This is a genomic window from Streptomyces sp. NPDC015532 (assembly GCF_043078065.1).
Taxonomy (GTDB): Bacteria; Actinomycetota; Actinomycetes; order Streptomycetales; family Streptomycetaceae; genus Streptomyces.
In genome coordinates, this window is sequence record NZ_JBIBSY010000002.1 from 881,513 (window position 1) to 905,957 (window position 24,445).

General features: G+C 72.0%; 18 protein-coding genes and 1 tRNA gene. 6 read left to right on the forward strand and 13 right to left on the reverse strand.

The genetic code is table 11. The annotated features are described in order from the left end of the window. The first annotated feature begins 114 nt into the window (after window positions 1–114). Together ACF07B_RS10595 and ACF07B_RS10600 are read left to right on the forward strand one after the other, a co-directional pair. Window positions 115–1,674: a SpoIIE family protein phosphatase gene (locus ACF07B_RS10595; RefSeq protein WP_392178757.1), complete on the forward strand. Its 1,560-nt coding sequence runs from the start codon at window positions 115–117 to the stop codon at window positions 1,672–1,674. A gap of 229 nt (window positions 1,675–1,903) precedes the next feature. Continuing rightward, window positions 1,904–3,190 (forward strand): Rieske 2Fe-2S domain-containing protein, encoded by a 1,287-nt coding sequence (locus ACF07B_RS10600; RefSeq protein ID WP_384243412.1) that lies wholly within the window; start codon window positions 1,904–1,906, stop codon window positions 3,188–3,190. A gap of 56 nt (window positions 3,191–3,246) precedes the next feature. Here the strand turns inward: ACF07B_RS10600 and ACF07B_RS10605 are convergent, their stop codons facing one another. The 3 genes from ACF07B_RS10605 to ACF07B_RS10615 form a co-directional block, all read right to left on the reverse strand. Next, entirely contained in the window at window positions 3,247–4,461 is a 1,215-nt protein-coding gene (locus tag ACF07B_RS10605; protein ID WP_392178607.1) for an MFS transporter, read from the reverse strand. Window positions 4,462–4,959: 498 nt separating this feature from the next. Then, complete coding sequence (locus tag ACF07B_RS10610; RefSeq protein WP_392178608.1) at window positions 4,960–7,023, reverse strand: glycosyl hydrolase family 28-related protein; 2,064 nt, start codon at window positions 7,021–7,023, stop codon at window positions 4,960–4,962. 216 nt (window positions 7,024–7,239) lie between these two features. Then, window positions 7,240–8,829 (reverse strand): PQQ-binding-like beta-propeller repeat protein, encoded by a 1,590-nt coding sequence (locus ACF07B_RS10615; protein WP_392178609.1) that lies wholly within the window; start codon window positions 8,827–8,829, stop codon window positions 7,240–7,242. A 241-nt stretch (window positions 8,830–9,070) separates the two neighbouring features. Here ACF07B_RS10615 and ACF07B_RS10620 point away from each other — a divergent pair. Further along, window positions 9,071–9,144, forward strand: a tRNA-Met gene (locus tag ACF07B_RS10620). 323 nt (window positions 9,145–9,467) lie between these two features. Continuing rightward, window positions 9,468–10,457: an aldo/keto reductase gene (locus ACF07B_RS10625; RefSeq protein ID WP_369481275.1), complete on the forward strand. Its 990-nt coding sequence runs from the start codon at window positions 9,468–9,470 to the stop codon at window positions 10,455–10,457. 103 nt (window positions 10,458–10,560) lie between these two features. On the opposite strand, the gene ACF07B_RS10630 is transcribed toward ACF07B_RS10625, so the two are convergent. Further along, window positions 10,561–11,673 (reverse strand): hypothetical protein, encoded by a 1,113-nt coding sequence (locus tag ACF07B_RS10630; RefSeq protein ID WP_392178758.1) that lies wholly within the window; start codon window positions 11,671–11,673, stop codon window positions 10,561–10,563. A gap of 478 nt (window positions 11,674–12,151) precedes the next feature. On the opposite strand from ACF07B_RS10630, the gene ACF07B_RS10635 reads away from it, so the two are divergent. Beyond that, complete coding sequence (locus ACF07B_RS10635) at window positions 12,152–14,461, forward strand: ATP-binding protein (protein ID WP_392178610.1); 2,310 nt, start codon at window positions 12,152–12,154, stop codon at window positions 14,459–14,461. A 152-nt stretch (window positions 14,462–14,613) separates the two neighbouring features. Here ACF07B_RS10635 and ACF07B_RS10640 read toward each other — a convergent pair whose 3' ends face one another. The 7 genes from ACF07B_RS10640 to ACF07B_RS10670 form a co-directional block, all read right to left on the reverse strand. Beyond that, window positions 14,614–15,156 (reverse strand): GNAT family N-acetyltransferase, encoded by a 543-nt coding sequence (locus ACF07B_RS10640; RefSeq protein ID WP_369481271.1) that lies wholly within the window; start codon window positions 15,154–15,156, stop codon window positions 14,614–14,616. Between the two features lie 140 nt (window positions 15,157–15,296). Further along, window positions 15,297–16,160, reverse strand: a complete 864-nt coding sequence (locus ACF07B_RS10645) for a GNAT family N-acetyltransferase (protein ID WP_392178611.1) — start codon at window positions 16,158–16,160, stop codon at window positions 15,297–15,299. 71 nt (window positions 16,161–16,231) lie between these two features. Beyond that, window positions 16,232–16,549 carry a hypothetical protein gene (locus ACF07B_RS10650; protein WP_392178612.1) on the reverse strand — a complete coding sequence of 106 codons (318 nt, stop codon included), beginning with the start codon at window positions 16,547–16,549 and terminating at the stop codon, window positions 16,232–16,234. A gap of 172 nt (window positions 16,550–16,721) precedes the next feature. After that, window positions 16,722–17,741, reverse strand: a complete 1,020-nt coding sequence (locus ACF07B_RS10655) for a 3-oxoacyl-ACP synthase III family protein (protein ID WP_392178613.1) — start codon at window positions 17,739–17,741, stop codon at window positions 16,722–16,724. Then, window positions 17,738–18,391 (reverse strand): SRPBCC family protein, encoded by a 654-nt coding sequence (locus ACF07B_RS10660; RefSeq protein WP_392178614.1) that lies wholly within the window; start codon window positions 18,389–18,391, stop codon window positions 17,738–17,740. The genes ACF07B_RS10655 and ACF07B_RS10660 overlap by 4 nt, the downstream gene beginning before the upstream one ends. Further along, entirely contained in the window at window positions 18,363–20,309 is a 1,947-nt protein-coding gene (locus ACF07B_RS10665; protein ID WP_392178615.1) for a thiamine pyrophosphate-binding protein, read from the reverse strand. The genes ACF07B_RS10660 and ACF07B_RS10665 overlap by 29 nt, the downstream gene beginning before the upstream one ends. Then, window positions 20,306–21,322 carry a GlxA family transcriptional regulator gene (locus ACF07B_RS10670; RefSeq protein ID WP_392178616.1) on the reverse strand — a complete coding sequence of 339 codons (1,017 nt, stop codon included), beginning with the start codon at window positions 21,320–21,322 and terminating at the stop codon, window positions 20,306–20,308. The genes ACF07B_RS10665 and ACF07B_RS10670 overlap by 4 nt, the downstream gene beginning before the upstream one ends. A gap of 495 nt (window positions 21,323–21,817) precedes the next feature. On the opposite strand from ACF07B_RS10670, the gene ACF07B_RS10675 reads away from it, so the two are divergent. After that, window positions 21,818–22,588: a transposase gene (locus ACF07B_RS10675; protein ID WP_392178617.1), complete on the forward strand. Its 771-nt coding sequence runs from the start codon at window positions 21,818–21,820 to the stop codon at window positions 22,586–22,588. 56 nt (window positions 22,589–22,644) lie between these two features. Here ACF07B_RS10675 and ACF07B_RS10680 read toward each other — a convergent pair whose 3' ends face one another. Then, window positions 22,645–23,274 carry a class I SAM-dependent methyltransferase gene (locus ACF07B_RS10680; protein WP_392178618.1) on the reverse strand — a complete coding sequence of 210 codons (630 nt, stop codon included), beginning with the start codon at window positions 23,272–23,274 and terminating at the stop codon, window positions 22,645–22,647. Between the two features lie 475 nt (window positions 23,275–23,749). Next, entirely contained in the window at window positions 23,750–24,400 is a 651-nt protein-coding gene (locus ACF07B_RS10685; RefSeq protein ID WP_392178619.1) for a TetR/AcrR family transcriptional regulator, read from the reverse strand. Window positions 24,401–24,445 lie beyond the last annotated feature (45 nt).

The following is a 24,445-nucleotide window of genomic DNA, read 5'->3' on the forward strand; positions in this document are numbered from 1 at the left end:
GGCCCCCCGCCCCTCGCGCCACACCCGCCCCCCCCCCCCCGTCCCATACCTGCCCCCGCCCCCGTCCCCCCGCGGGCCCGGGGGTCCCCAACCACCGACACCCGCCAGGATCCCCTGTCCTGCGCGAGCCCGGCCGTCCCCGACCTCGGGGTCGTCGGCTACGCGGGAATGCCGCTGACCGACGGGGCCGGGCATGTGCTGGGGTCGCTGTGCGCGATCGACACCCGTCCGCGCGAGTGGACCGCGCGGGAGCTGGAACTGCTCCAGGACCTGGCGGCGGCGTGCAGCGCGGAGCTGCGGCTGCGGATCGTCTCGCGTCACCACGAACAGGCCCGCGCCGACGAGGCCAGGGCGCGGGCCGACGCCGACGACGCGACGCGGCGGCACCGCGCCGCGCTGGAGCGTTCCCGGCTGCTGCTGCGGGCCGCGGACGCGCTGGCCGACACCACCGGCCTGGCCGACGTCCGGGAGCAGGTGCGGGACCTGGTCAGCAGCGACCTCAAGCCCGTGTACGTGGGGCTGGTACTGGTGGAGGCAGGCGCCACGAAGCGGCTGCGGCGCATGGTCGACGTACTGGGCAGCACGTCGATGGAGCGCACGTACGAGACGTACACGCTCGACGCCGCCTGGCCGACCGCGCGGGCGGCCCGGGAGAACCGGATGATCACCGTCACGGACACGGCGCAGCTGGAGCGCGACTACGCGCCGGAGGCGGTCGAGACGTTCAAGGCACTGGGGCTGCGGACCGCGGTGTGCGTACCGCTGCCGGGGACGGTTCTCCCGCTCGGGACGCTGGTACTGGGCTGGGACCACCGGCACGAGATCGACGTCGTGGAGCAGGCGGTGCTCGCCTCGTTGGCCGGGTACACCGCGCGGGCCGTGGAACGGGCGCTGTTCGTGGACAGCCGCGTCGACGTGGCCCGGGAGATGCAGGAGGCCCTGCTCACCGATGTGCCCTCGGTGCCGCGGCTGGACCTGGCCGCGCTGTACCGGGCGGCCGCGCGCACGGATCTGGTCGGTGGCGACTGGTACGACGCCTTCCTGCTGCCCGACGCGGCCCGCGGCGGGGAGGACTCCGGCGCACCGGCCGTGCTGGTCCTGTCCATCGGTGACATCACCGGCCACGACATGCGGGCGGCCACCCAGATGGGTCAGGTACGCAGCATGCTCCGCCAGGCCGACATCGACCACGCGGGCGGCGGGCCCGCACAGGCGGTCAGCGCGCTGGAGCACGCCAACGCCGCCCTGGGTCTCGACGCGAGCGGCACCCTCATCCACGCCCACCTTCGCCCCTGCCCTCCGGCCGAGGCGGGCGGCTGGGAGCTGACCTGGTCCAACGCCGGACACCCGCCCCCGCTCGTCGTCCGGCCCGACGGCACGGTCCACCGTCTGACCCGGCACGACATCATGCTCTTCACCGGTCTGGACTCGCCGCCCCGCCGCGAGCACCGGGTGCTCCTGGCACCCGGCAGCCTGCTCATGCTCTACACCGACGGGCTGGTCGAACGCACCGACGAGGACATGGACCTGGCCATCGACGCGGCCGGCCGTCTGCTGGCCGCCCACGCCGGCCGTCCCCTGGACACGCTGCTGAACGAGATCGCGGACCGGATCGCCGGTCCCGACGCCGTCGACGACATCGCCCTGCTCGCGTTGCGCGTCCCCACCGTGTGAGCGGCGCGGGCGTAACACCAACGCACCCCCGCGGTTGACGGCCGTCGCGCGCGCGGTGACCGTGGGTGGGTGGGGCCTCGCCACGGTGGGGCCGAACCGCCTACCGCCGCGGGGTGAGTTCCCTGGACGGGGTGGCGACGTGGCGGGTCGCGGACCCCGAGCCCGCCGCGCGGTCTCCTCGCCGGCGCACGACGCGAACCCGCGCCCCGAGTGCAAGGGAGCACCGCACATGACCGAGGCCCGGCACGACCGCCCCGGACCGGACCGCCCTTCCGCCTCCCGCCCGGAGGCTTCGGTGCCGCGCCACTCGGACAGCCGTCCGGACGCCCGGCCCGGAACGGTCTCCGACCTCCGCCGTGTCGGCATCTCCCCCGACCACTGGTACCCGGTGGCGACCTCGCGGAAGGTGCGGCGCAACCGGACGTTCGCGGCCGTCTTCGCCGGTGAGCGGATCGTGCTGTACCGGGGGCGCACCGGTGTCGTCCACGCGCTGGAGGACCGCTGCGCGCACCGTCAGGTGCCCCTGAGCATGGGCGTGGTCGAGGGCGACATCCTGCGCTGCTGCTACCACGCGTGGGCGTATCGGGGCGACGGACGGATCTCGCAGATCCCCTACCTGCCCAAGGGCTGTGAGCGGCCGCCGCGCGGGGTGCGCTCGTATCCGGTCCGCGAGGCCTACGGCCTGGTCTTCGTGTTCCCCGGGGACCCGGCGCTCGCCGAGGAGGCGCCGTTCCCGTTCCTGCCGGAGTACCACTCCGCGACCCACCGCACCATGACGTTCTCCCGCACCGTGCGCTGCCACTACTCGTTCATGCACGAGAACCTGCTCGACATGAACCATCAGTTCCTGCACCGCAGTGTGCTCGGCCGGATCCGGCCGGAACTGCTGGGGTACGACGCCGGGCCGCGGCACGTGGAGGCCCGCTATCTCTTCGTCCCCGCCGGAGGCCGCAAGGACCGGGGCGCGGGGCTGCTGTCGGCGGAGGGGATCGGGGGCCAGGACCGGCCCGACGTCATCACGATCCGCACCGAGTACCCGTACCAGACCCTGCGGGACGTCCCCGAGGGCAGCGACCTTCCGGTGTTCTCGCTGTGGGCCGCCTACGTTCCGGAGGACGCGGAGCAGCGGATCAACCACGCCTACGGCCTGCTCACGATCGCGAAGCCGTCGGTTCCCGGGGCGCTGCATCTCGCCTGGCCGCTCATCCGCCGTTTCACCGAGCGGGTCTTCGCCCAGGACCGGATGGCGGTCGAGGCCGAGCAGCGCGCCTGGGACGAACAGGGCGAGGACCACAACCACGAGGTGTTCCCGCTCATCCTCGATCTCCGCGACGTACTGCGCGCCAACGGCGTACCGCTGCGTCCGGAGCCTGCGGCCGGCTGTACGCCGTGCGGGATGGCCACGCCGTCGCACCACACCGCCGCCGGTTCCGGCGCCGCCGCCGCGACGGGCCACGCCGGACCGGCCCCGTCCGCAGGCCCGGCCGTGGAGGGCGCCGGCAGGTCCGCCGAGTAGCCACGCCGGTCTGCCGGACGCGCTGCCGGGAAAGGCACCGCGTCCAGGTCGACCGGTCAGTCCGCGGCGCGGACCGGCGTCTCCCGCTCGGCCACCGGCGACGCCTGCGTGATCACTGCGGAACGCCTGTGGCCCCGCTCCATGAATCCGCCCGTGAAGGCGAGGCCCAGACCGGCCAGGGCGAGAACCGCGCCGACCAGGTTGGGCGCGGCCCAGCCCCAGCCCGCCGAGATGACCAGGCCGCCGAGCCAGGCGCCACCCGCGTTGGCCAGGTTGAAGGCCGAGTGGTTGGAGGCCGCCGCCATCGTCGGGGCGTTCTTCGCCTTGGCCATGAGCAGCATCTGGACCGGAGTGGTGATGAGCGAGCCCATCGCGCCGATGAACGTGATCGTCACCAGTGCGGGCACGGTGCTGTGGACCGCGAAGTAGAACGTCACCAGGGCCGCGGCGAGGAGGATGAGCCCCCAGTACATCGTCGGGCGCAGGGCGCGGTCCGTGAGCGGTCCGGCGATCAGGGTGCCGAGCGTCATGCCGACGCCGTAGAGCGCGAGGACCCAGGTGGTCGAGGAGCCGGAGAGGCCGGTCACGTGCGTGAGCATCGGTACGAGGTAGCTGTAGACGGCGAAGAATCCGCCGAAGCCCACGACGGCCGTGGCCAGACCGATGGCGACCTGCTTGTTGCCCATGGCCCGCAGCTCGTGCCGGATGCCGGACTGGCCCCCGCGCGGCTGGTGCGGGACGAAGGCGGCCAGGGCGGCCATGGCGACGAGTCCGATGACGGCGACCGCGCCGTAGGCGGCGCGCCAGCCCAGGTGCTGGCCGAGGGCAGTGGCGGCCGGAACGCCGATGATGTTCGCGATGGTCAGGCCGAGGAACATCTTCGAGACGGCGCGTGCGGCCCTCTCCGGTGCGACCAGGCGCGAGGCGACGACGGCGCCGACACCGAACAGCGCGCCGTGCGGCAGGCCGGCCAGGAAACGGGCGGCGAAGAGGGTGCCGAAGTCGGGGGCGGCGGCGGACGCCGTGTTGCCGATCACGAACAGCCCGGTCAGGAGCAGCAGCAGCCGCTTGTGCGGGACGCGCGCGCATATACCCGTCAGGAGCGGCGCGCCGACGACGACACCGAGCGCGTAGGCCGACACGACGTTGCCGGCGTGCGGTACGGACACACCGATCCCGTCCGCGATCTGGGGCAGCAGCCCCATCGTGGCGAACTCGGTCGTGCCGATGCCGAACGCGACGACAGCCAGGGCGAGCAGAGCCAAGGGCATGGTGCAGGAGAACCTTTCGAAGACAACGGGCCGGGGACCGGGGAGCGGGGCGATGCGAGGTCGCCCGCGGTTCCCACGTCCCGTCGCGCCGGGCGTCGTGACCCGGAGCACCCCCGGGAAGAGGGTGAGCCCGTAGGGAGTGCAGCAACGACGCGAGGGCATCCATTCCAAGATCGCCCCGCGGTGTGCGGCATCGGGCCGGACCCGGTCCCCCGGCTGCGGCGGTCCGCCCCGGCCGGTGAGCAAGGAGCAAGGATAGCCGCTGCCGCCGCGGCCTCCTCCGGGCAGGGGCGGGGGAAGGGGCAGGCAGGGGCCACCGCCCTCCCGGGCTACGGCTCGCCCGGCCCGGCTCTCGGCGGACCGTGTCGTCGTTCCGCTCCGGCATACGCATGACAGTGCGTGCCGGCGCACGCGGGCGGCGGCCGATGGGGATCGGCCGCCGCCTGGTCCGTCAGTGCTTCCGGCGCGGCGGTGCGACGCCGAAGGGGCGGGCGCTCCTCACCAGGGCGCCGGGGCCGGTGGCTGGACCACCGTCGGCCGGTCGTCGCAGGTGATGGTGTTCGGCAGCTCCCAGGACGCCAGCCAGGGGCCTGTCGTGCCGCCTCCGTCGTTCCCGCCGAGGTCGCTCACCGCGAACTCGGAGCCGGAGGAGGGGAAGTTGAAGGCTCCGCAGTTGTTGACGCCGACCGCGCCGACGTTCCGGGCGTCCACGTTCTCGAAGGACGCCGAGCCGGCGGAGCGGGCGCTGAGCACTGAGGTGCCGGTGCCGTCCACGCGGATGTCCTTGAAACGGACACCTCGGATCGCGTACTTGTCCTTCACGGGGAAGTCGGAGACGAGCATGACCGCGTTGTAGGTGCTGTCGAGGAAGTGGTCGCCGGTCACCTGGATGTCGGCGTCGATGTCCCGCTCCAGGGCGTAGAACCAGAGGGCGCCGAGGCCGATCTTCCAGTTCAGCTCGAACGGTCCTGAGCGGACCGTGGTGTTGTCCGTGATCCAGAGGTGTCCGGTGAACGGCTCGGCGCCGAAGCGGGAGCCGGCCTGGATGGCGCTGCCCTCCCTGACGGGGTCGGCGATCAGGTTGCCGGTGACCGTGTTGTCGGTGCCGCCGTAGAGAGCGATGCCGTTGGCGAGGACCGGGCTCTGCACGGTGTTGTGGGCGAAGACGTCGCGTGCGTTGCCGGTCTTCTCCGACCACATGGCCAGGCCGTCGTCGCCGGTGTTGCGGACGAAGGTGTCCGAGACGCTGGAATCGGTGACGCCCGTGTGGAAGTTGACGCCGTCCGCGATCTGGTCGGTGATCGTGGTGCGGGTGATGCGCAGCCGCGTCATCGGACCGTCGAACCACATGCCGACCTTGGTGTGGTGGAGGTGGAGTCCGTCGATCGTCGAGTCGCTGAGGGCGCCGCCGACGGCGTTGACCTGGTCGGTGTCGACGCGTTCGCGGACGTCGCCCTCGACGGTGAAGCCCGACAGGTGCACGTCGTGGCTGCCACCGTCCGCCGCGTCCTTGCCGTAGAAGCCGACGCCGGTGTGGACCGAGCCGTCGGGCGCGGGGGTGTCGAGGGTGACCTGGTGACCCTTGACGACCGTGTACCAGCTTCCCGCCCCGACGATCGTCACGTCGTCCACGGTGATGTGCCGGTTCACCTGGTACGTGCCCGGCGGCAGGTACACCGCGAGGTGCCGTTTCCTGGCGTGGGCGATGGCCCGGTCGAAGGCGTCGCCCGCGTCACGGCGGCCGGTGGGGTCGGCGCCGAACGCGAGAATGTTCGCCGCGTGTGCCTCGACGTGCGGCGCGGCGACGAGCTGGGTGTCGAGCAGGTCGATCACGGTCCAGGCGGCGGTGCTGCCCTTGGGCGCGGTGAGGCGGACGGTGTCGCCGGCCGCGTACCGCTTGCCGAGCAGCAGCCGTTGTTCGTCGTAGAAGTGGCTCGGCCTGAACGGTTTGCCGATGGTGGGCGTCGGGGTGGTGGCGGCGGGGACGCAGCCGCACTCGGTGATCCACCAGTCGGGGTGCAGCAGGTCGCCCTGGGGGTCGTTGCTGAACGGGTACTGGTTGTAGAGCCAGGAGTACCGCGAGGTGAGGGTCATCGTGGTGCGGTGTCCGCCGTCCACGGAGACGTCGAGGGGCGCGGTGATGCCCCCGCCCTCGGGGGCGTCGGGGATGCTGTAGCGCACGGTGAGGGCGTTGGTGGCGCGCGGCAGGGTGAACTCGACGTACTGGCCCGGCTTCAGGCGCACCGCCGAGCGGCCGGACGCCTCGGAGGGCAGGGTGTAGGCGGTGCGGTCGGGGCCGATGACGGTTCCGTTCGTCGACGCGCTCTCCGCCTCCTGTTCGCCGAAGTCCACCCTCGCGCCGCGCCCCGCGACGAGGGGGGGATCGAGCGCGGCCCGGGTCACCGCCGGGGAGCCGCCGCCGCGCCCGGAGGCCGCGGGGGCCGGAGCACCGAGCACGAGCACGAGTCCGGCGGCGGCGGTCACCGCCGCGACCGCCCTGACCGGTCTTCGCGCGCGGCCGCCGACCCGCTCCGCGGCCGCGTGGATGGTGTACCGCGCCATCAGATTCTCGTTTCTCTCGGAGCGGAGGACACCGAGGACTGGCTCGGTGCGCGGCGGCGCGAGGGAACAGGCCGTGCCGCTGCGTACCGGGACATTAGGGCGCGACGGGACACCCGGACAAGACATCGGACACGTCTTTCCATCTTTCAGTATAGATCCTGCAAGCCATAGTCGATTTCTTGCGCAAGGATCTCGTTCTCCCGGGCGCCACCGTCCTCACGGCCGGACCGCGCACTCCAGAATCCGGCCGTCGACCGTCCCGACGAGCAGGTGCCCGTGCGGCGTCACCGCGAGAGAGAGTGCCGTCGTCGGGGTTCCGTCGATCTTCAGTTCGGTGTGCCATCGGACCGTGCCGTCGTCGGCGTCCAGCGCGGTCAGGGCGCCCGAGTTGTAGGCGACGTAGACGGTGTCCTCGTCGACGTCGAGGGCCGTGGCCGGATGATCGGTACGGTGCTGCCAGCGCACCGCGCCGTCGAGCGACCGCCGTACGACGTAGGCGCCACCGGGCTGGAGTCCGGCCCCGTCGTGGACGGCGCCCGCGTACACCAGGCACCGCCCGATCTCGGCCGCCGGACCGCCGAAGTGGTGCTCCCGCGGCTCCCAGGAGTGCGGGAAGAGCCTCCGCGCCGCCCCGTCGGCGCCCACGGCGACGATCCACTTGTCCTTGTGCGGCGCCTCCGGTCGCGTGCCCACCAGGATGTACGCACGGCTCGCCCGCCTGACCGGGAACGCGTGGTTGAACAGGTCGAAGGAGCCGGCCTCCGGGCCCTCCTCCCGGGCGTCGAGGTCGAACATCGTCAGCGGTTCCGGACGCCTGCGCGCGTGGCCCGCGGGCCTCAGAACCACCCTGCCGCCGCCGGCGACCAGGACACCGGACCGGCTCGCGTTCACCGTCTCCAGCACCTCCCCGGTGCCGATCGCCACGCGTGCGATCCGGGGCGCGTCCCGCCGCCACCCTCCGTCCCGCCACCGCAGGCGGCGTTCGGCGTTGGTCCACACGGATGTCCCGTCGGAAGCGCGGACCAGCTGGCGGCCGCCTTCCTCGTCCTCGACCGCCCAGTCCCGTTCTCCCGACGGCAGCCACGACTCCGCCAGGACCCCGTCCAGGGCGGCCAGCACACGGCCGTCCGCCTCGCTCTCGACGGCCCACACCCGTCGCCGGGGTGACCACTGCCGGCCGGCCTCCGCGGCGAGGTCCGTGAGACGGCGACGGGTCCGTGCTCGGTGATCAGGCCGCGCGGCCGGCCGCGGGGGCGCCGCGAGCTCCTCCGGTTCGACGGCCCTCGGCCCCACCGCCGCCCAGTCGGGGCGGGAGACCACGACCGTGTGCCCCTGCTCGTGCGCGTCCGGGTTCTCCCAGTCGTCACAGGGAGCCAGGACGAGACGCAGTTCCCGCTCGCCCTGCCATGCGACGTCCAGCACCTCGCGCCCGTACCGCAGCGCGGACACCAGGGTGCCGGAGTCCAGGTGGAGCAGAAGGAGTTCGCCTTCGAACGAGTAGCCCCCGTCGTAGGAGCCCGTGCCGACGGCCAGGAGAGGAAGGGAAGGGTGGAAGGCGAACGACAGCACGGGGTATCTGGATCTCACCAGGTGTTCGCACCACAGAGTGTCCATGTCGTGGACGCCGACGCGGTGCCCCGTCCAGCGGGAGTCCGCCGTCCCGGAGCCACTCCACTGAAGCGCCCCGACGTCCCCGGCCACGGCGACCCTCCGCGAGCGATCGTCGGTGACGGCAAGAGTCGGCGTTCCGATCCCGGCGAAGGGCCCGTCGCCCAGCACACGTCGGATCAGCGGCAGAACGGTCATGCAGGAAGCCTCCAAGGGGTGCGGTCAACGGCCGCCCCCCTCGCACGGGACGGCGGCCGTTCATGATCCCGCCCAGTCGCCCCGCGCACCATCGGATATCCCCGGCCGAGCCGGTCCGGAGCAGGCCCCGAGCAGCCCCACGAGCCATCGGATCGGACCGGGACAAGTCACCACACACCGGCACGCCATCACCGCGGACGTACGAGCGGCCCCCGCCGATGCACTAGGATGAGTCTGTCGACGCGGGGTGGAGCAGCTCGGTAGCTCGCTGGGCTCATAACCCAGAGGTCGCAGGTTCAAATCCTGTCCCCGCTACGAAAATTCTGGCCCCTTGGGGCGGCGTGACGCCGCACCAAGGGGCCGGATTCGTTCACCGCACCGAATGAGCCGGGCGCGAAGCGGAGCACACCTCCCCGACGCCCCGGGTCCGACACCGGACCCCATCCCCGCCCCGCGCATCGATCGACTTGCGCTGGAGTGCGCTCGAACTCGTAGCGTTGCAGACATCACGGCGCACGTGGCCCGTGTCGCCGGCCGCCTCCCACGAGATGCTGGCGTTGGAATCCGCCGCTGGGTCGATGAGGGGCTTCGTGCGCTCGGACGACGAACGAGCGTGCAGGGAAAGGCTGGGACACGACATGCAGAAGCGCAGTCTGCGAGACCTTCAGGTATCACCCATCGGCCTCGGGTGTATGGGGATGTCCGCCTTCTACGGATCCACCGATCAGCAGGAGGCCGTCGCGACCATCCGGCGCGCCCTCGACCTCGGGGTGAACTTCCTCGACACCGCGCAGATGTACGGGCCGCTCACCAACGAGTCGCTCGTCGGCGAGGCCGTCCGGGGGCATCGCGAGGAGTACGTGATCGCGACGAAGTTCAACTACCGGATGGACAACGCCGTACCGGGCGACATCAGCACGGTCGGCCCGCAGGACGGCTCGGCCGAACACGTTCGGAGTTCCGTCCACGGCTCACTGGAACGCCTGGGGACCGACCACATCGACCTGTACTACCAGCACCGGGTCGACCCGAACGTACCCATCGAGGAGACGGTCGGCGCACTGGGCGAACTGGTGGCCGAGGGCAAGGTGCGGTGCATCGGCCTGAGCGAGGCGAGCGCGGAGACCATCCGGCGCGCCCACGCGGTCCACCCGGTCACCGCGGTGCAGAGCGAGTACTCGCTGTGGTCACGGGACGTGGAGGCCGAGGTGCTGCCCGCCTGCCGTGAGCTGGGGATCGGCTTCGTACCGTATTCGCCGCTCGGCCGCGGCTTCCTCGCCGGGCGGTTCAGCTCGCCGGACGAGCTGGACGCGAACGACTGGCGCCGGGAGAACCCCCGTTTCCAGGACGCCAACCTGGAGGCGAACCTGCGGCTGGCGGCGAAGGTGAAGGAGATCGCCGCCGAGAAGGACGTGACCCCGGCCCAGCTGGCGATCGCCTGGGTGCTGGCCCAGGGCGAGGACCTGGTACCGATCCCGGGGACCAAGCGCCGCACCTACTTGGAACAGAACGCTGCCGCGGTCGGCATCGAACTGACCAAGGAGGACCTGGCCCGCATCGACGCGGAGCTGCCCGAGGCGTCGGGTGAGCGGTACGACGAGGCGGGCATGCGATCCGTCAATCGTTAGTGCCGACCCCGGGGAACCGGGTCGGTGAACGAACGTGCTGGAAGGTGTCCTCGGACGCCTTCCAGCACGTCGTCGTCATGCGCGTTGTGTCACCGGGGCGACGTCACTTGCCGTAGTACGCGTTGTGGATCGTCAGTGTCGACTTGTTGCCCTGTTTGTCCGTGATCTCGGCGAGGAAGGAGATGCCCTTCTCCTTCGCCGGGTTCCTCACGGAGATCCTGCCGCTCTCGACCTTCACGAGCTGCCAGGTCGTCCCGTCGTCATAGCTCACGGACACGATCAGCGACTTGAGGTTCTTCCCGGCCGCCGAGCCCTGCACGGTCACGGGGATCGTGGCCGACGCGTCCGCCGGGGCGCGCGAGGCCAGGTCGACGGGGGCCGCGAAGCGGACCGTGGACACCGGCAGCGCCGTGGTGGCCGCGACCTGCCGGGAGCGGAACGTGAAGCCGGCGTCGATGCGGGTGGACGCCGCGGCGACCTTCTCCGAGCGCTCGACGGAGGTCGTCAGCCGGTATTCGGCGTCGGTGGATTCGACGGTGAACGGCTTCGCGCCGCTCAGCGGGTCGGCGTTCTCGCCGACCTTGACGCCGTCGCGGTTCTCGGCGGAGAGCTTGTCGACCTCCGCCTCCAGCGGGTCGACGCCCGGGGAGTCCGGGCCGCCCAGGCTGAGGTTGACCACGTCCGCGCCCTCGTCCGCGGCCCACTCCATGCCCGCGATGATGGCGGAGGCGGTGGCGCGCACGCCGCTCTTCCGCTGATCCGTCAGCGCCTCCCACACCGTGGCCACGTCATCCTGCGGCGTACGGATGGCGTCGGCGTCGAGGGTGGGGAACGTGCGCCGCAGCCGGGTGTCACCGGCCGAACGCACCTCGGCCCGTGCGGTACCGGCACCCCCCTCGTACTGCACGATCAGCTTGAGCCCGTCGTCCTGGCTCGCGCGCAGCAACGGGTCGGTGAGCTCGGCGACATCCAGTTTCCCCGTGGGGATCAGGCGCTGCGCGTCGCTGGGCACCACCAGCGTGTGATCGTCGATGCGCTGGACCCGCACGGGTATGCGCTCGCGGCCCTCGGCGGCCTCGAAACCCACCACCTGGCCCTTGGCGTCGGCCACCACACGGTCGCCCGTGATGAGCCGGATCCGCTGCTTGCCGTCGGAACGCGGGGCGTGCGGTGCGGTCGTCGTGTGCGCGGCGATCGCTGTCGTGGGGCCGGTCATACCTGCCACGAGGGCCACCGACGTGGCCGCCGCGACGGTGAAGGCTTCACGAATAAGCGCAAGTCTCCCCCAGGGGTTCGGGTCGAAGGCGAGTGGTCGTCGCGCGTGGGAGGCGGGCGCGCCCGGCCGTGGGGACGTACCGGCCCGCGAACCGGCGGGGTGGTCGGAGAACCGCCCGCCCGGCGGCGGGTGAGGTGGTCGGCCCGCTCCACGGATTCCGCTCCGTGGAGGAACACCGACGGCATGATCCACATCACATCGTCCCGGTGCTCGACCCGCCGGGCTCAGCACTGCCACCGACCCCGCGCCCGGGCCGTGCGGGGAATCCGCAGGTCCGGACCCCTCGTGCGAACGGGTCAAGTTGATCAGCCGGGCTCCGAGCGGCACCAGGCAGTTCTTCCGGCGGGATTACGGCCCGTCATACTTCTGCCGGGAGGGGGAGTTCGAGGCCGGACAGCGCGAAACGGGGAGATTCGACATGGGCACTGCCGAACCGGCCACGGAGGAGTTCGGACGGCTGCTGCTGACCCTGCGCACACGCGCCGGACTCAGCCAGGAGCGGCTGTCCCACACCGCCGGGGTGAGCGTGCGCGCGCTGGCGGATCTGGAACGCGGTCGCTCCCGGGGACCGCAGCGGCGCACCGTTCAAGCCCTGGCCGCCGGGCTGGACCTGGACGACGACACCGCCGCGGAGCTGGAGCGGGCCGCCGGCCGAGGACGGACGCGCCCGCGCCGACGCCCGGCCGCCGGGCCGCGTGCCAACGGCCCGCTGGCCCTGCCGCGTGACGTCGGTGACTTCGTCTCGCGCGGTCCGGCTCTGGCCCGGTTGCTCGCCCTGGTCGAGCGCGCCGACGCCGGCCGTTCCGCGGTCAGCGTCGTGTCGGGACAGCCCGGCCTCGGCAAGACCGCCTTCGCCGTACACGCCGCGTACCATCTCGCGCCGCACTTCCCGGACGGACAACTGGTCCTCGACCTGCACGGCATGGACCCGGAGCCCACCCCCGCGCGCGACGCCCTCGCGTCCCTGCTCCGGGCCGTCGGCGTGGCCGAGCACGCGATCCCGGCCGCGACCGACGACCGGTCGGGACTCCTGCGGTCCGTGCTCCACGACCGGCGGCTGTTGCTGGTACTGGACAACGCGGCGGGCGAGGACCAGGTCCGCCCCTTGCTCCCCGGCGCCGGGCGCTGCCTGACGATCATCACCAGCCGGCACGCCCTGGCCGGTCTCGAATCGGCCCACCGCAGCGACCTCGCGCTGTTTCGCCGCGAGGAGGCGGTGGAGCTGCTGAGCCGTATCGTCGGCCCCGAGCGGATACGGCAGGAGGCCCAGGCCGCCCGCGATCTCGCGGAGCTGTGCGGACACCTGCCCCTGGCCGTACGGATCGCCGGACAACGCCTCGCCGGCCGGCCCCACGAGCGCATCGGCAAGCTGGTCGCCCAACTGGCCAAGGAAGGCCGTCGCCTGGACACACTCCAGGTCGGCGACCTTCAGGTACGAGCCGCTTTCGCCTTGTCCTACCGGCAGTTGGCCCCGGCCGCCAGAACCGTACTGCGCCGGGCCTCGCTGGCCGCCGGAGGCGACTTCAGCCCCGAGAGCGCCGCTCTCCTGGCCGGCCTGCCCGTCGACGAGGCGGCCCGGTACGCCGAGGAACTGACGGATGCCGGGCTGCTGCAGTCCGACGCCTCCGCCGAGCGTTACCGCTTCCACGACCTCCTGAAGCTCTTCGCCCGCGAGCAACTGGCCACCGAGGACGGCACCGAGGTGTCCCGAGCCGCACTGGACCGGACGGCACTGTGGATGCTGCGCCGGGCCACGGCGGCCGCGCTGCGCTTCGACGCCGAGCCTCAGGAAGACGCGCCCCACGGCGATCCGGACCCCGCAGGCGCACCCGCCGACCGTGACCAGGCCCGCGTCTGGCTGGAGACCGAGCGGGCCCAGTGGCTCGCGGGCCTGCGGCACGCGCAGGCCAGGGGGCACCACCAGCAGGTGATGGACACGGCCAGGGCCATGCACTGGTTCTCCGAGTTCAACCAGCACTGGGAGCTGTGGGTGGAGCTGTTCCGGCACGGGGTCGAGGCGGCCCGCGCGCTGGGCAGCAGGCAGGACGAGGCCGTCCAGCTGAACTTCCTGGCCTGGTCGTACAACGTCTGCGTCCACGACCCGGGCGCCGCGCTCGTCACCGCCGACGCCGCTCTGGAGGTGGCTCGTGAGATCGGGGACCGGCTCCAGATGGGCTGGGCGCTGGGCTACGGGGCATCGGCGCTTCAGCGCACCGGCCAGGCCGAGGAAGCCATAGCCCGGCTGCGCGAGGCCGCCGTCTGCCTCGCCGACCAGACCTCCGTGCAGGGCCGCCTCGCCGAACTCACCATCCTGAACGCGCTGGGCGGCTACCTGCGTCGGTCCGGCAGCGCCGAGGAGGCGCTGGCCATCCACCTGCGCAGCGAGACGATCTGCCAGGCGGAGGTGCCCGGACGCCCGACCGAGCTGATCACCGTGTACCTCGCCTCGGCCCGGCAGCACATGGGCAACGACCTTGCGGCACTGGGACGCTGGCCGGAGGCCGAACGACCGCTCCAGCAGGCGCTGGACATCTTCGAGACCATGAAGATGGCCGCCTGGGCCGAAAGCACCCGCCTCGACCTCGGCATCGTGCTGCGCCACCTGGCCCGCCACGACGAGGCTCGCAGCACCCTGCTCGCCGCCCACGAGGCACTCCGCGAGCTCAACAGCCCCCGGCAGGCGGAGGCCACGGCCGAACTGCGCGAACTGGACGTACGGACGACCTGAGGTCTCCGGGTCCACCGGCCGGGCGCGCGACGGGAGGCAGGCAGGCGGACCTGGAGCGCAGGCTTCGCCAGGAGCCCGTACGCCCGGAGCCGGCCTGCGATCGAGAAGCCGCCTCCCGCCGGGACCGACCACTCGACCAGGAGGCGTGCCGGTCAGGGGCGGTGCAGCCCCCACGTCTGCAGGGTGAAGGGCCGCCCCTTCTCCTCGCCCGTGATCAGCGGCACGTCGAGGAGCGCGAAGCCCGCCTTGGTGGCCACGGCGACACTGGCCGCGTTCTCGGCCTCCAGTTCCAGGATCACCTGCTCGGCGCCCAGCCGCTCGAAGGCGTACGCGGCCATCACCCGTACCGCCCGCACCGCCAGCCCCTGACCGCGGTGCGCGGGACCGACCGCGTAGCCGATCTCCGTGCCCTCGGGCGCGCGCCGCAGCATCACCTCACCGAGCGGTGCTCCGCCGTCGACCGTGATCGCGAGCAGAACGGCCGTGCCCTCCGCGCGCAACTGCCGGTCCCGCTCCAGGCGGGCGCGGGCGGCGGCCTCGTCGAAGGGGGAGACGATCGGCGTCCAGTACGCGACGTCGGGGTGATCGAACAGCGCCGGCATCGCCGTCAGGTCCGCCTCCGTCCAGTCGCGAAGGACGAGCCCCTCCCCCGAGAGCTCGATCCGCTCGGGAAACGACGGCATGGTGCTGCTCATGGTGCGGGTCCTCCTGGCTCGTTCGGAACGAGGCAGGATAACCGGGACGGGCGGAGTCACGCCCGGCCGGGCAGGCGTCAGGCGTCAGGCGTCAGGCGTCAGGCGTCAGGCGTCAGGCGTCAGGCGTCAGGCGTCAGGCGTCAGGCGGGGAACGCGTAGCCGGTGAAGTCGGTGACCGGGACGTATCCGAGGCGTCGGTAGAGGGCGTTGCTGGTCTCGTTGGCCGGGTTCGTGTACAGCACGACCTCCTTCGCGCCCGCGGCCAGCGCGGCCCTGCTCACCTCGACCGTCACGGCGGCCGCGTAACCGCGCCCCCGCAGGACCGCCGGGGTGTAGACCGGATCGACCCGGACCTGGCCGCCGACCAGCGGGTTCGCGCCCGCCATGGAGACGGGCGTGCCGTCCGGGGTCTCCCAGAAGGTGTAACGCTTCTCGGCGAAGCGGGTGCCGGCCCAGGACTCGGCGGTTATGGACACGGTCTCCCCGACGTCCGCGGCGAACGCACGGCACCAGCGGATCACCTGCTCGTGCTCCGGCTCGCCCGCCGGCCGGCCCCGGCCCGCCGGCAGCGGCTCCGGCGGGGTGAGCGTGCCGAGCCGGTACAGACGGCCCCACCAGTCGCGTACCGGCGCCGCGCCACCCCTGTGCCGCCGCCACGCCTCCGCGAGAGCGCTGGCGGTGTCCTGGTCCGCGATGACGCCTGAAATGTGGTGCCCGAGGCCGGTCAGCCGCGGGACGAGGGTGTCGGCCTGCTCGGGGGCGAGCTCCGTCACGGTCAGACGGCCGCGCGCGGTGCGGTACAGGATGGCCCGGACCTCGCCCCCCGACTCCAGTCGGCCGAAGACGGTGGCTCCCGCGCCGGGTGCGCCCGCGCCCTGCGCCCGCATTTTCGCGAGCGTTGTCAGGGGCGTGTTGTGCAGGACGGGGCGCGAGCACAGGAAGTCTCCCGCTCCGGCGAGAAAGTCGTCGATGTCTTCGGTGAAGTACCAGTCGTCGAGGCCCATGGTTCATGATCTCCGACCGTCTCCGCTGCCGGAAGTACCCGCCCGGGACCACGACGCCGTCCTGACCGGTGTCACAGGGCGTGGTGCAGCCACCGCTGAAGGACCTCGTTGACGTCCTCCGGAAGCGCGCTGATCTGGTCGATGACCGCACGGTCCTCGGGCATGGGGGGAATGCCGGCGGCGGTGAGGGTCGCGTGCAGGGCCAGGCGCCGCTGGTCCCGCGGGTCGAGGGTGAAGCCGAGACGGTGGGCGGGGTTGGGGGGCGGCAGAAGGAAGTCGCCGTCGTCGCGGGGCTGCGCCTGAGCCGGCACGGTGGTCTCACGGGGGTGTACGGCATAGGGGTCGGCGAACGCGCAGGAACCGAGGCTCTCACTGCTCCAGGGGGTCATCTCTGTCTCCTCACCGATGTGTTGTGCGTCACTTGCCCAGATCTCCGTGAGGGCCCCATCGGTTGCGTTCGCGGCCGAACGTCACGCTGACGGCGTCATCGGCGGCTGATCACCTCGTACGACGGGCAGATGTCCGCCGCCGCCCGGCAGTCCCCGGTCACCGGCCGGGACGTCACCCCCGCCCGCCGGACCAGCGCACGGCGGCGGCCCCCGCGAAGTCGCCGGCGTGGGCGAATCCGCCCAGCACCACGAGGTCGCCGTCCTTGACCCGGCCCGAGGCGATCGCCTGGTCCAAGGTGACCGGGATGGCCGCTCCGAAGAGGTTGCCGCACTGGTCGAAGGTGTTCAGGTGCCGTTCGGCGGGCAGTTGCAGCGCCTCCCTCCAGTTGCGCAGGAAGGTGCGGTTCGGCTGATTGGTGACGAGGGCGTCGATGTCCGCGGTCGCCACCCCGAGCCGTCGGCACAGGTCCGTGATCACCTCCGGGACCAGACGGTTCCCGCGTGCCAGAACCTTGGCGACGCTGGCGTCGGTGAACCCGATCCGCAGCTGGGACTCCCCCGGCTCCCAGTACTTGCGGCCGTCGTCGACGGCCAAGGTCATGTCGCCGGCGTGAGCGCCGATATGACGGGTCTCCACGTCCAGGACCGGGGCGCCCGCCGACGTCGTCACCCATCCCACCCCGCAGCCGTCGCCCGGGATGGCGGCCTGCGCGAGCCGGCGTACCTCGGACTGGGTGAACCACTGGCCGGCGGCGCTCTGCGCGTTGCAGATCAGTGCGGTCCGCGCGTCGGTGGTGGTGAGGATCTGCCGGGCCAGCTTCAACATGTACACGAAGGAGGCGCAGCCCGCGTTGGCCACATCGACGAGCCACTCCGGGTTCAGGCCCAGCCGGCGTGCCACGTCGGTGCCCGCGCCGACGAACGGCAGATCCGGCAGCTGACTGTGCACCAGCAGGACGTCGACGCCCCGGATCTCCTCCCTGCCGTGCCGTTCGATGAGGGGCTGTACGGCGCGTTCGATCATGTCCGTGTTGGTCTCGTCCGCGGCGACGTGGTGCCGTGACCGCGGGACCTTGAACATGGGGTGGCCGCGGAGCTTGTCCTCCGCTCCCGGGTACTCGGTGTAGAACCGCGCGGGGACCGGATCGCCCGGAAGGTAGCCCGCCACGTCGGTGAGACTGACCGTGGTCACCGGGCCACCTCCCTCGCCGGGCTCACGCTGACCGGCTGACCGTTGCGGTGGCGGTGTTCCAGGATCGCCTTGAGGTTGTTCATCTCCACGGTGTGCCCCGCGTAGAACAGGTCCCAGTAGTCGCCCACCCAGGGCCGGCCGGGGTGGGGTGCCAGACCGGGGTGCGGGTTCGTGTCGTAGTAGGGATGACGGCAGTTGGTCCAGGTGATCAGCGACCCCGGCCTGTCGAGCACGAGCGGGGCCGGGACGACGCGCATCAGGTAGATCATCCACAGCTTGTCGCCCTGGTCCCAGGAGCAGTGGTAATCCACGGTCATGGCCTCGGGGTTGGCGACCACCTTGCAGTAGATCCTGGTGTCGTCCTCCAGCCGGTCGCGGCCGACCCACAGTCCGGGCGTGCCGGAGGGAGCGAAGTCCCGCAGGCTGCAGGTCCACTCCTCCAGGTGGTGACCCTGGCTGAGGTAGTCGTAGGTCAGTTCCGGCGGGCAGTCGACGTACTCGTGGATGGTGCAGTACTGCCCGTAGACCTGATGGTGGGGGTAGACGGCGTGGGTGAGTTCCACGCAGTGGGCGGTCAGTTCGTCCTTGCCCGGGTTCTCGATCCGCATCAGGCCCGGGATGTCAGCCGGCGTGGACGACTCGTCGCTCATCCGCATTCTCCTTGTGGTCTTCGTGTCCGGCACGGCCGGCACTGCCGTTGGCTTCGGCGAAGGGCTGGAAGGGCAGGAACGGGGGGATCTCCCTCGGGTCGCAGTCCAGCGCCACGAACGCCGGGCCGGCGCCCGTGTTGCCGCGCAGCAGCGCCGCGCGCAACTGCGCCGCGTTCTCGGCGCCGGTGACGTCGAGGGAGGGGAAGGCGGCGGCCACCCCGGCGGCGATGTCGGTCCGGCCGAACACGTCGTCGTCGCGGACGCCGCCCTGGAGGAACTCCTCGCGCAGCGCGCACATGGCGTGGGCGTTGTTGTTGAAGATGACGAAGGTGACGGGTGCGCGGTGCTCCACGGCGGTGTGCACTTCCGCCCCGTGCATGAAGAAGGCCCCGTCACCGGCGAGGACGTAGGTGCGTCGCCCGGTGGCGAGCGCGGCGCCGATGCCCGCGCCGAAGGTGTAGCCCATGCCTCCCATGCCGAGCGCCACCACGAAACGGCCGTGGCGCGGAGCCGGGAGGAGGTGAACCGCGCTGGCACCGGTGTTGCCGGCGTCCACGAAGACGTGCGCGTCCTCGGGCAGCGCGGCCTCCACCGCGGCGAAGGCCTGGGGGTAACGGACGATCCGCCCGGGAACGGCCGGAGCGTCCTGGCCCGCCACGGGGCTGGGGACGGGGCCGGAGTGCCCGGGGCAGGCCCGCGGGCCTGACGCGATCCGCCCGGTCACGGCGCGCAGCGCGTCCCGCACGTCCCCGACCAGCGCCGTGCCCGCCACGAACGGCCTTTCGGAGTCCAGGCATACGACTGCGGTGGCGGCCAGCGCCCGCTCCAGGCCCCCGCGCGCCAGGAGCGGCAGCCGGGTGCCGACCAGCAGGCACACGTCGGCCCGCCGCAGACAGTGTTCGACGTTGGCGTGGCCCATCACCCCGGCCACGCCCGCGAACCGTGGATCACGGTTGTCGAAGACGTCCTTGGCGTCCGGGGTGACCGCGACCCACGCCCCGAGGTTCCGGGCCAGCCGGGACAGTTCCGCCCGGGCGTCCGCCGCGGCGACACCCTCGCCGGCGATGACGAGGACGGTGTCCGCGCCGCGAAGGATGTCCGACACCTCGGCGAGGGTGGCCTGGTCGAGCGGCGCCCCCGATGCCGTCGGCGTCGGCGGTACGGGGAGGGCGGTCGGGCCGGTCGGGGCGGTCGGGGCGGTCGGGGCGGTCGGGGCGGTCGGGGCGGTCGGGGCCGGTATGCCTGTGTCGCTCCGTGAAAGCGCGCTCTCCGGAGGCCCGGCCGCTGTCGGTACGGTCCCTGTCGCCGCCGCCCCGGCCGGCATGGCCCCTGTCGGGGCCGGACCATGGCCGGGCGGACGGATCCGGGCCTGTTGCACGTCCTTGGGCAGCAGCAGCACCGCCGGACCGCGCGGCTCGGTCCGCGCCGCCGCCATCGCGCGCGGCAACAGGTCTACGAGCGAGTCCGCGTCCTCGACCCACGCGCAGAACCGGGAGATCGGGGTGAAGACCTCGCTCGCGTCGAAGGAGTCCCCCTTGCCGCTGGTGTCCTGGAACGCGCCTTGGCCCTCCTGGGCCGTCGGCGGCTGGCCCACGAGGGCGAGCAGCGGCACCCGGGAGACGTACGCCTCCGCGAGGCCCGGTACCAGGTTCATCGCGCCACCGCCCGAGGTGGCGGCGACAACCCCCAGGCGCCTGGTGGTTCGGGCGTAGGCATCGGCCATGGTGACGGCCGAGAACTCGTGCTTGGCGACCACACCGCGGACGGTTCCGCCTCGGTGCACGGCGTCGTACAGGTCCTCGATGTTCGCGCCGCCGACACCGAACATGTGGGTGACTCCGGCCCTGGCGAGCTCGCCGGCCAGGTAGTCGGCCATCCGTACCGTCCCGGCTTCGGGTCCGTCCGCCGCGGTGGTCATACGGGGCTCCCCTCCCTCTCGTGGTGCCGGTCGACGAGGCCGGACGGCGTGATGACCTGAAAGCGGTGCCGGTACTCCTTCGGGGTGACTCCCAGGGTTCGCCCGAAGGAGCGGAAGAAGGTCTCGGGGGCGCCGAATCCACAGCGGCCGGCTATCTGACCGATCGGCAGATCGGTGGTCTCCAGCAGCTCGCGGGCGCGGGCTATCCGGGTGCGCTGGACGTACTGGCCGGGAGTCGTGCCCACCTCACGCCGGAAGACCCGGGCGAAGTTGCGCGGACTCATGTTGGCCCGCTCGGCCATCTCGGCCACGGGTAACGGGTTGTGGAGGTTCTCCAGAATCCACTCCTGCGCCGTCCGGATCGGCGGATGGTCGGCCAACTGGGCGTCCAGCATCGCGCTGAACTGGGACTGGCCTCCGTGCCGCTTGAGGAAGAGCACCAGGAACCGTGCCGTCTCCAAGGCGAGTGCCGCTCCGTGATCGGCCTCCACGAGCGCCAGCGCCATGTCGATCCCGGTCGACACGCCCGCCGAGGTGACGAAGGGACCGTCCCAGACGAAGATCGGCTCGGCGTCCACGGTCACCGCCGGATAGCGGCAGGCCATCGCCTCGCTGTACGCCCAGTGCGTGGTGGCGCGTCTGCCGTCCAACAGGCCGGCCTCGGCCAGCAGAAAGGATCCGCCACAGACGGAGGCGATCCTGCGCGACCGGGCCGCGGCGGCGCCGATCCACGAGACCAGCGCCTGATCCCGCAGGGCCTCGCCGACACTCCACCCACCTGGTACGAGGAGCGTGTCGACGGGTCCCTCTCCCGTCTCCAGCGGCTGGGCTCCCAGGACCACTCCTGAACTCGTGCGCACCAGTGGCGCGTCGGCGGAGACCAGCTCGATCCGATAGGGGGCGGCTCCCGGGTCGAGGAGCCTGTTGGCGATATCGAACACTTCAATCGGGCCGGTGATGTCCAGCGCCATGGCGCCCGCGTACACCACCACAACAACACGTCGCTCTGACACGGTCACAGCCTGTATCGGATCTCCGACTGACTGCAATGACAGATCACTGACGCATCCGGCCAACAGGCTTCCACCCGAGGGGAGTTACGTGCCGCTGGCCAGGCAGTTCACCTCCGGCCGCCGAGAATGGCGGGTGAGGTAACTCACAGGCGGCCGGACGGGCGGTCCATCGCGTGGGAGGACGCGGTCGCCGGGTCGGGTCGCCCTAGGTCGTGTCCGCAAAGTCGCGTCGTTCGCCCGGAGGGCGGGTCCGGCGGCGTCATGGGGGTCCCCCCTGCTCGAGCGAAGCCGAGAGCTCGGGGGAGCGTGCTCTCGGCGTGCCGGGCGCAGGCCCTCGTACTGGACGTACTTGGGTCTTCGCCCGGTGCGGCGAGTGGGGGTGCCCCCTGCTCGAAGAGCTTGGGGGAGCGTGCCAGGCGTCGCCGGGCAGGCGCGACTTTGCGGACACGGCCTAAAGGGTGTTGCACAAGCCCATGATCAGGGCATTTCTCCTGTATGGGTGGGGTGTTGAGGGCTGATCCGTTGTGGGTGGAGACGTTCACCGGGCTGCGGATGGACCGGTTCGTGAGGCTGGTGAAGGTGGTGCGGGAGCGGGGCGGGAACGGGCCTGGCGGCGGTCGGCCCTGGTGTCTGCCGCTGGCGGACCGGGTGCTGCTGGTGGCCGTCTACTACCGCACCAACCTCACGATGCGCCAGCTCGCCCCGCTGTTCGGCATCTCCTCGGCGACGGTCTGCCGGGTCGTCCAGCGGCTTGGCCCGCTGCTTGCCCTGCAGCCCGCGCCACGGCCGACGGCGGACATCGAACGCCTGTGGATCGTGGACGGCACCCTGATCCCGGTCCGTGACCGCAAGATCGGCGCCTCGAGCCGCAACTACCGGTTCTCGGCGAACGTGCAGGTCATCATCGACGCCGACACGCGCCTGGTCATCGCCTCGGCCCGGCCCGCGCCGGGCAACAAGGCCGACGCCCACGTCTGGCGCGAGTCGGATCTGCCGGTGGCGGCGGCCGGAGTGACGGTGCTCGCGGACGGCGCCTACCTGGGCACCGGGCTGATCGTCCCGCACCGCAAAAGGGCCGGACGGCCCCTTTTGCGCGGGCAGGAGGAGGACAACGCCGAACACCGACGGGTGAGGGCCCGCGTCGAGCACACCTTCGCCCGCATGAAGAACTGGAAGATCCTCCGCGACTGCCGTCAGAAGGGCGACGGCCTCCACCACGCCGTCCAGGCCGTCGCCACCATGCACAACCTCGCCCTCGCCGGGTGAAACACCAGGTCAAGCACCACTCCGACCTGCCCGAGAGGGACCTTGTGCAACACCCTTTAGGGGCGGCGGGCCATCAAGTGGGCGTCGAGGTAACCCCGTTCGGAGGCCGGGTCATGGAGAAGCCGAGCGACCGTGACGAGCCCGGCCCCGGCCAGCAGCGCGGCGAACCGGTCGGCCGGCCAGCTGTAGGCGGGCGTCACCTTGTGATCGAAGCGGACGGGCTCGGCGCCCTCGGTGGCGAAGAACGACACCAGGAGCAGGCCCCCGGGCGCCAGGACCCGCACCTGCTCGGCCAGCAGGGCGGGCAACTCCTCGGGCGGGGTGTGGATCATCGAGTAGTGGGCCAGCACCCCGCCGAGCGCACGGTCCTCGACCGGCAGAGCCTCCATCCGCGCCTGGTCGAACCGCAGGGAGGGATGGGACGTCCGGGCGTGGTCGACCATGGCCGGGGACAGGTCGAGCCCGAAGGCGTCCAGACCCAAGTCGTGCAGCATGGCCGTCAGATGTCCGGGACCACACCCGACGTCGGCTGCCCGCAGGTTTCCCGTCTCGCGCACGAGCTCGGCGAAGGTGCCGAGCATGGCCCGCGTGAACGGCCGTGTCTCCAGCCGATCGGCGAACAACGACGCGTAGAGCTCGACGACCCCGTCGTAGGCCGTCCTGGTCCGGTCCTGGTGTTCTGCCACGAGGGAGAAGCTAACACCCTTACCGCGCACGGCCGTTCAGCGGCGAAGCCCGTACGGCAGGCCCGGGTGTCCGTGGCGGCGCGGCGGGCTCGTCGGTCGAGGTCCGCCTGCCAGAGGTCAGGGCCGAACACCGCGTACTGGATGTCGCGCGGTGCGACGCCCCGTCCGGGGAGCGCGCTCCGCAGGGGCTTGAGGCTTGCCTCAGGTCCTCCGCTGGAGGTGATCGCCGGCGGGGCGTGTTCCTGCCACGAAGCCGCCCAGGTGGCCGCGGCTCTGTCGCCGGGTGTCGCGCCTGTCACCGACCTCTCATCCGGTCGCGGGCCGCCGCCTCGCAGAGCGAACCGGACCACGTCGTGACCGATGACGAGGGGCAGGCGTTCGACCCGCCGTTCGCCGAGTGCGTGGAGCCTCGCCACGGCGGCCGGCGCTGAACTCGACGTCCGTGGCGTGAGAACCGTGCGGCAGCGCGTTCGGCTCAGGCGTCGGCGCCGCGGCGCCGGTCGGGAGTGAAAAGGTAGGCGACCGCCATGTCGCTGAGCTCATCGGCGTACCGGCGCCTGTCCGCTTCGTCGGTGACGGCGTCGGGGCGCACGGAGTTGTGGAAGCAGGCGCCCAGGATGGCGCGGGCCGCGGTGTCGAGCGCCGTCCGCGGCTGGGAGCGGCGGATCTGGTCGGCGTACGGGGCTGCCGCTTCGAGCAGGAGACGGTGAAGTTCCGTGATGGTGCGGGCCCCTCGGTCCAGTGACCTGGTCCCCCGCGTGCGCAGCAGTTCGGGGAAGAGGCTGCTGCTCTCGGCGAAGGACTCCAGCAGCGCGTGCGCGTAGGCGTCCATGACGCCGGAGAGCGACGGCTCGGCCGCACGCAGCCGCTCGGCCACGTACTCCTCGCGGCGTTCCAGCATCCGCTCGGACAAGGCGGTGATCAGCTGTTCCTTGTCCTCGAAGCGGCGGTAGATCGTGCCGACGGAGACCCCGGCGCGTTCCGCGACACCGACGATCGTCATCTCCTCCAGGCCGGAGGTGCAGGCGATCTCCTCGGCCGCCCGCAGGACACGGGCCAGGGTCGCGGCGCTGCGGGCCTGCCGGGGCTCCCGGTAGGACGCTGGGCGCTCAGGCTCCTCGATCATGTCCCGCATGGTATCGGCGGCGCTCTCGACAGGTCCCTTTGACAA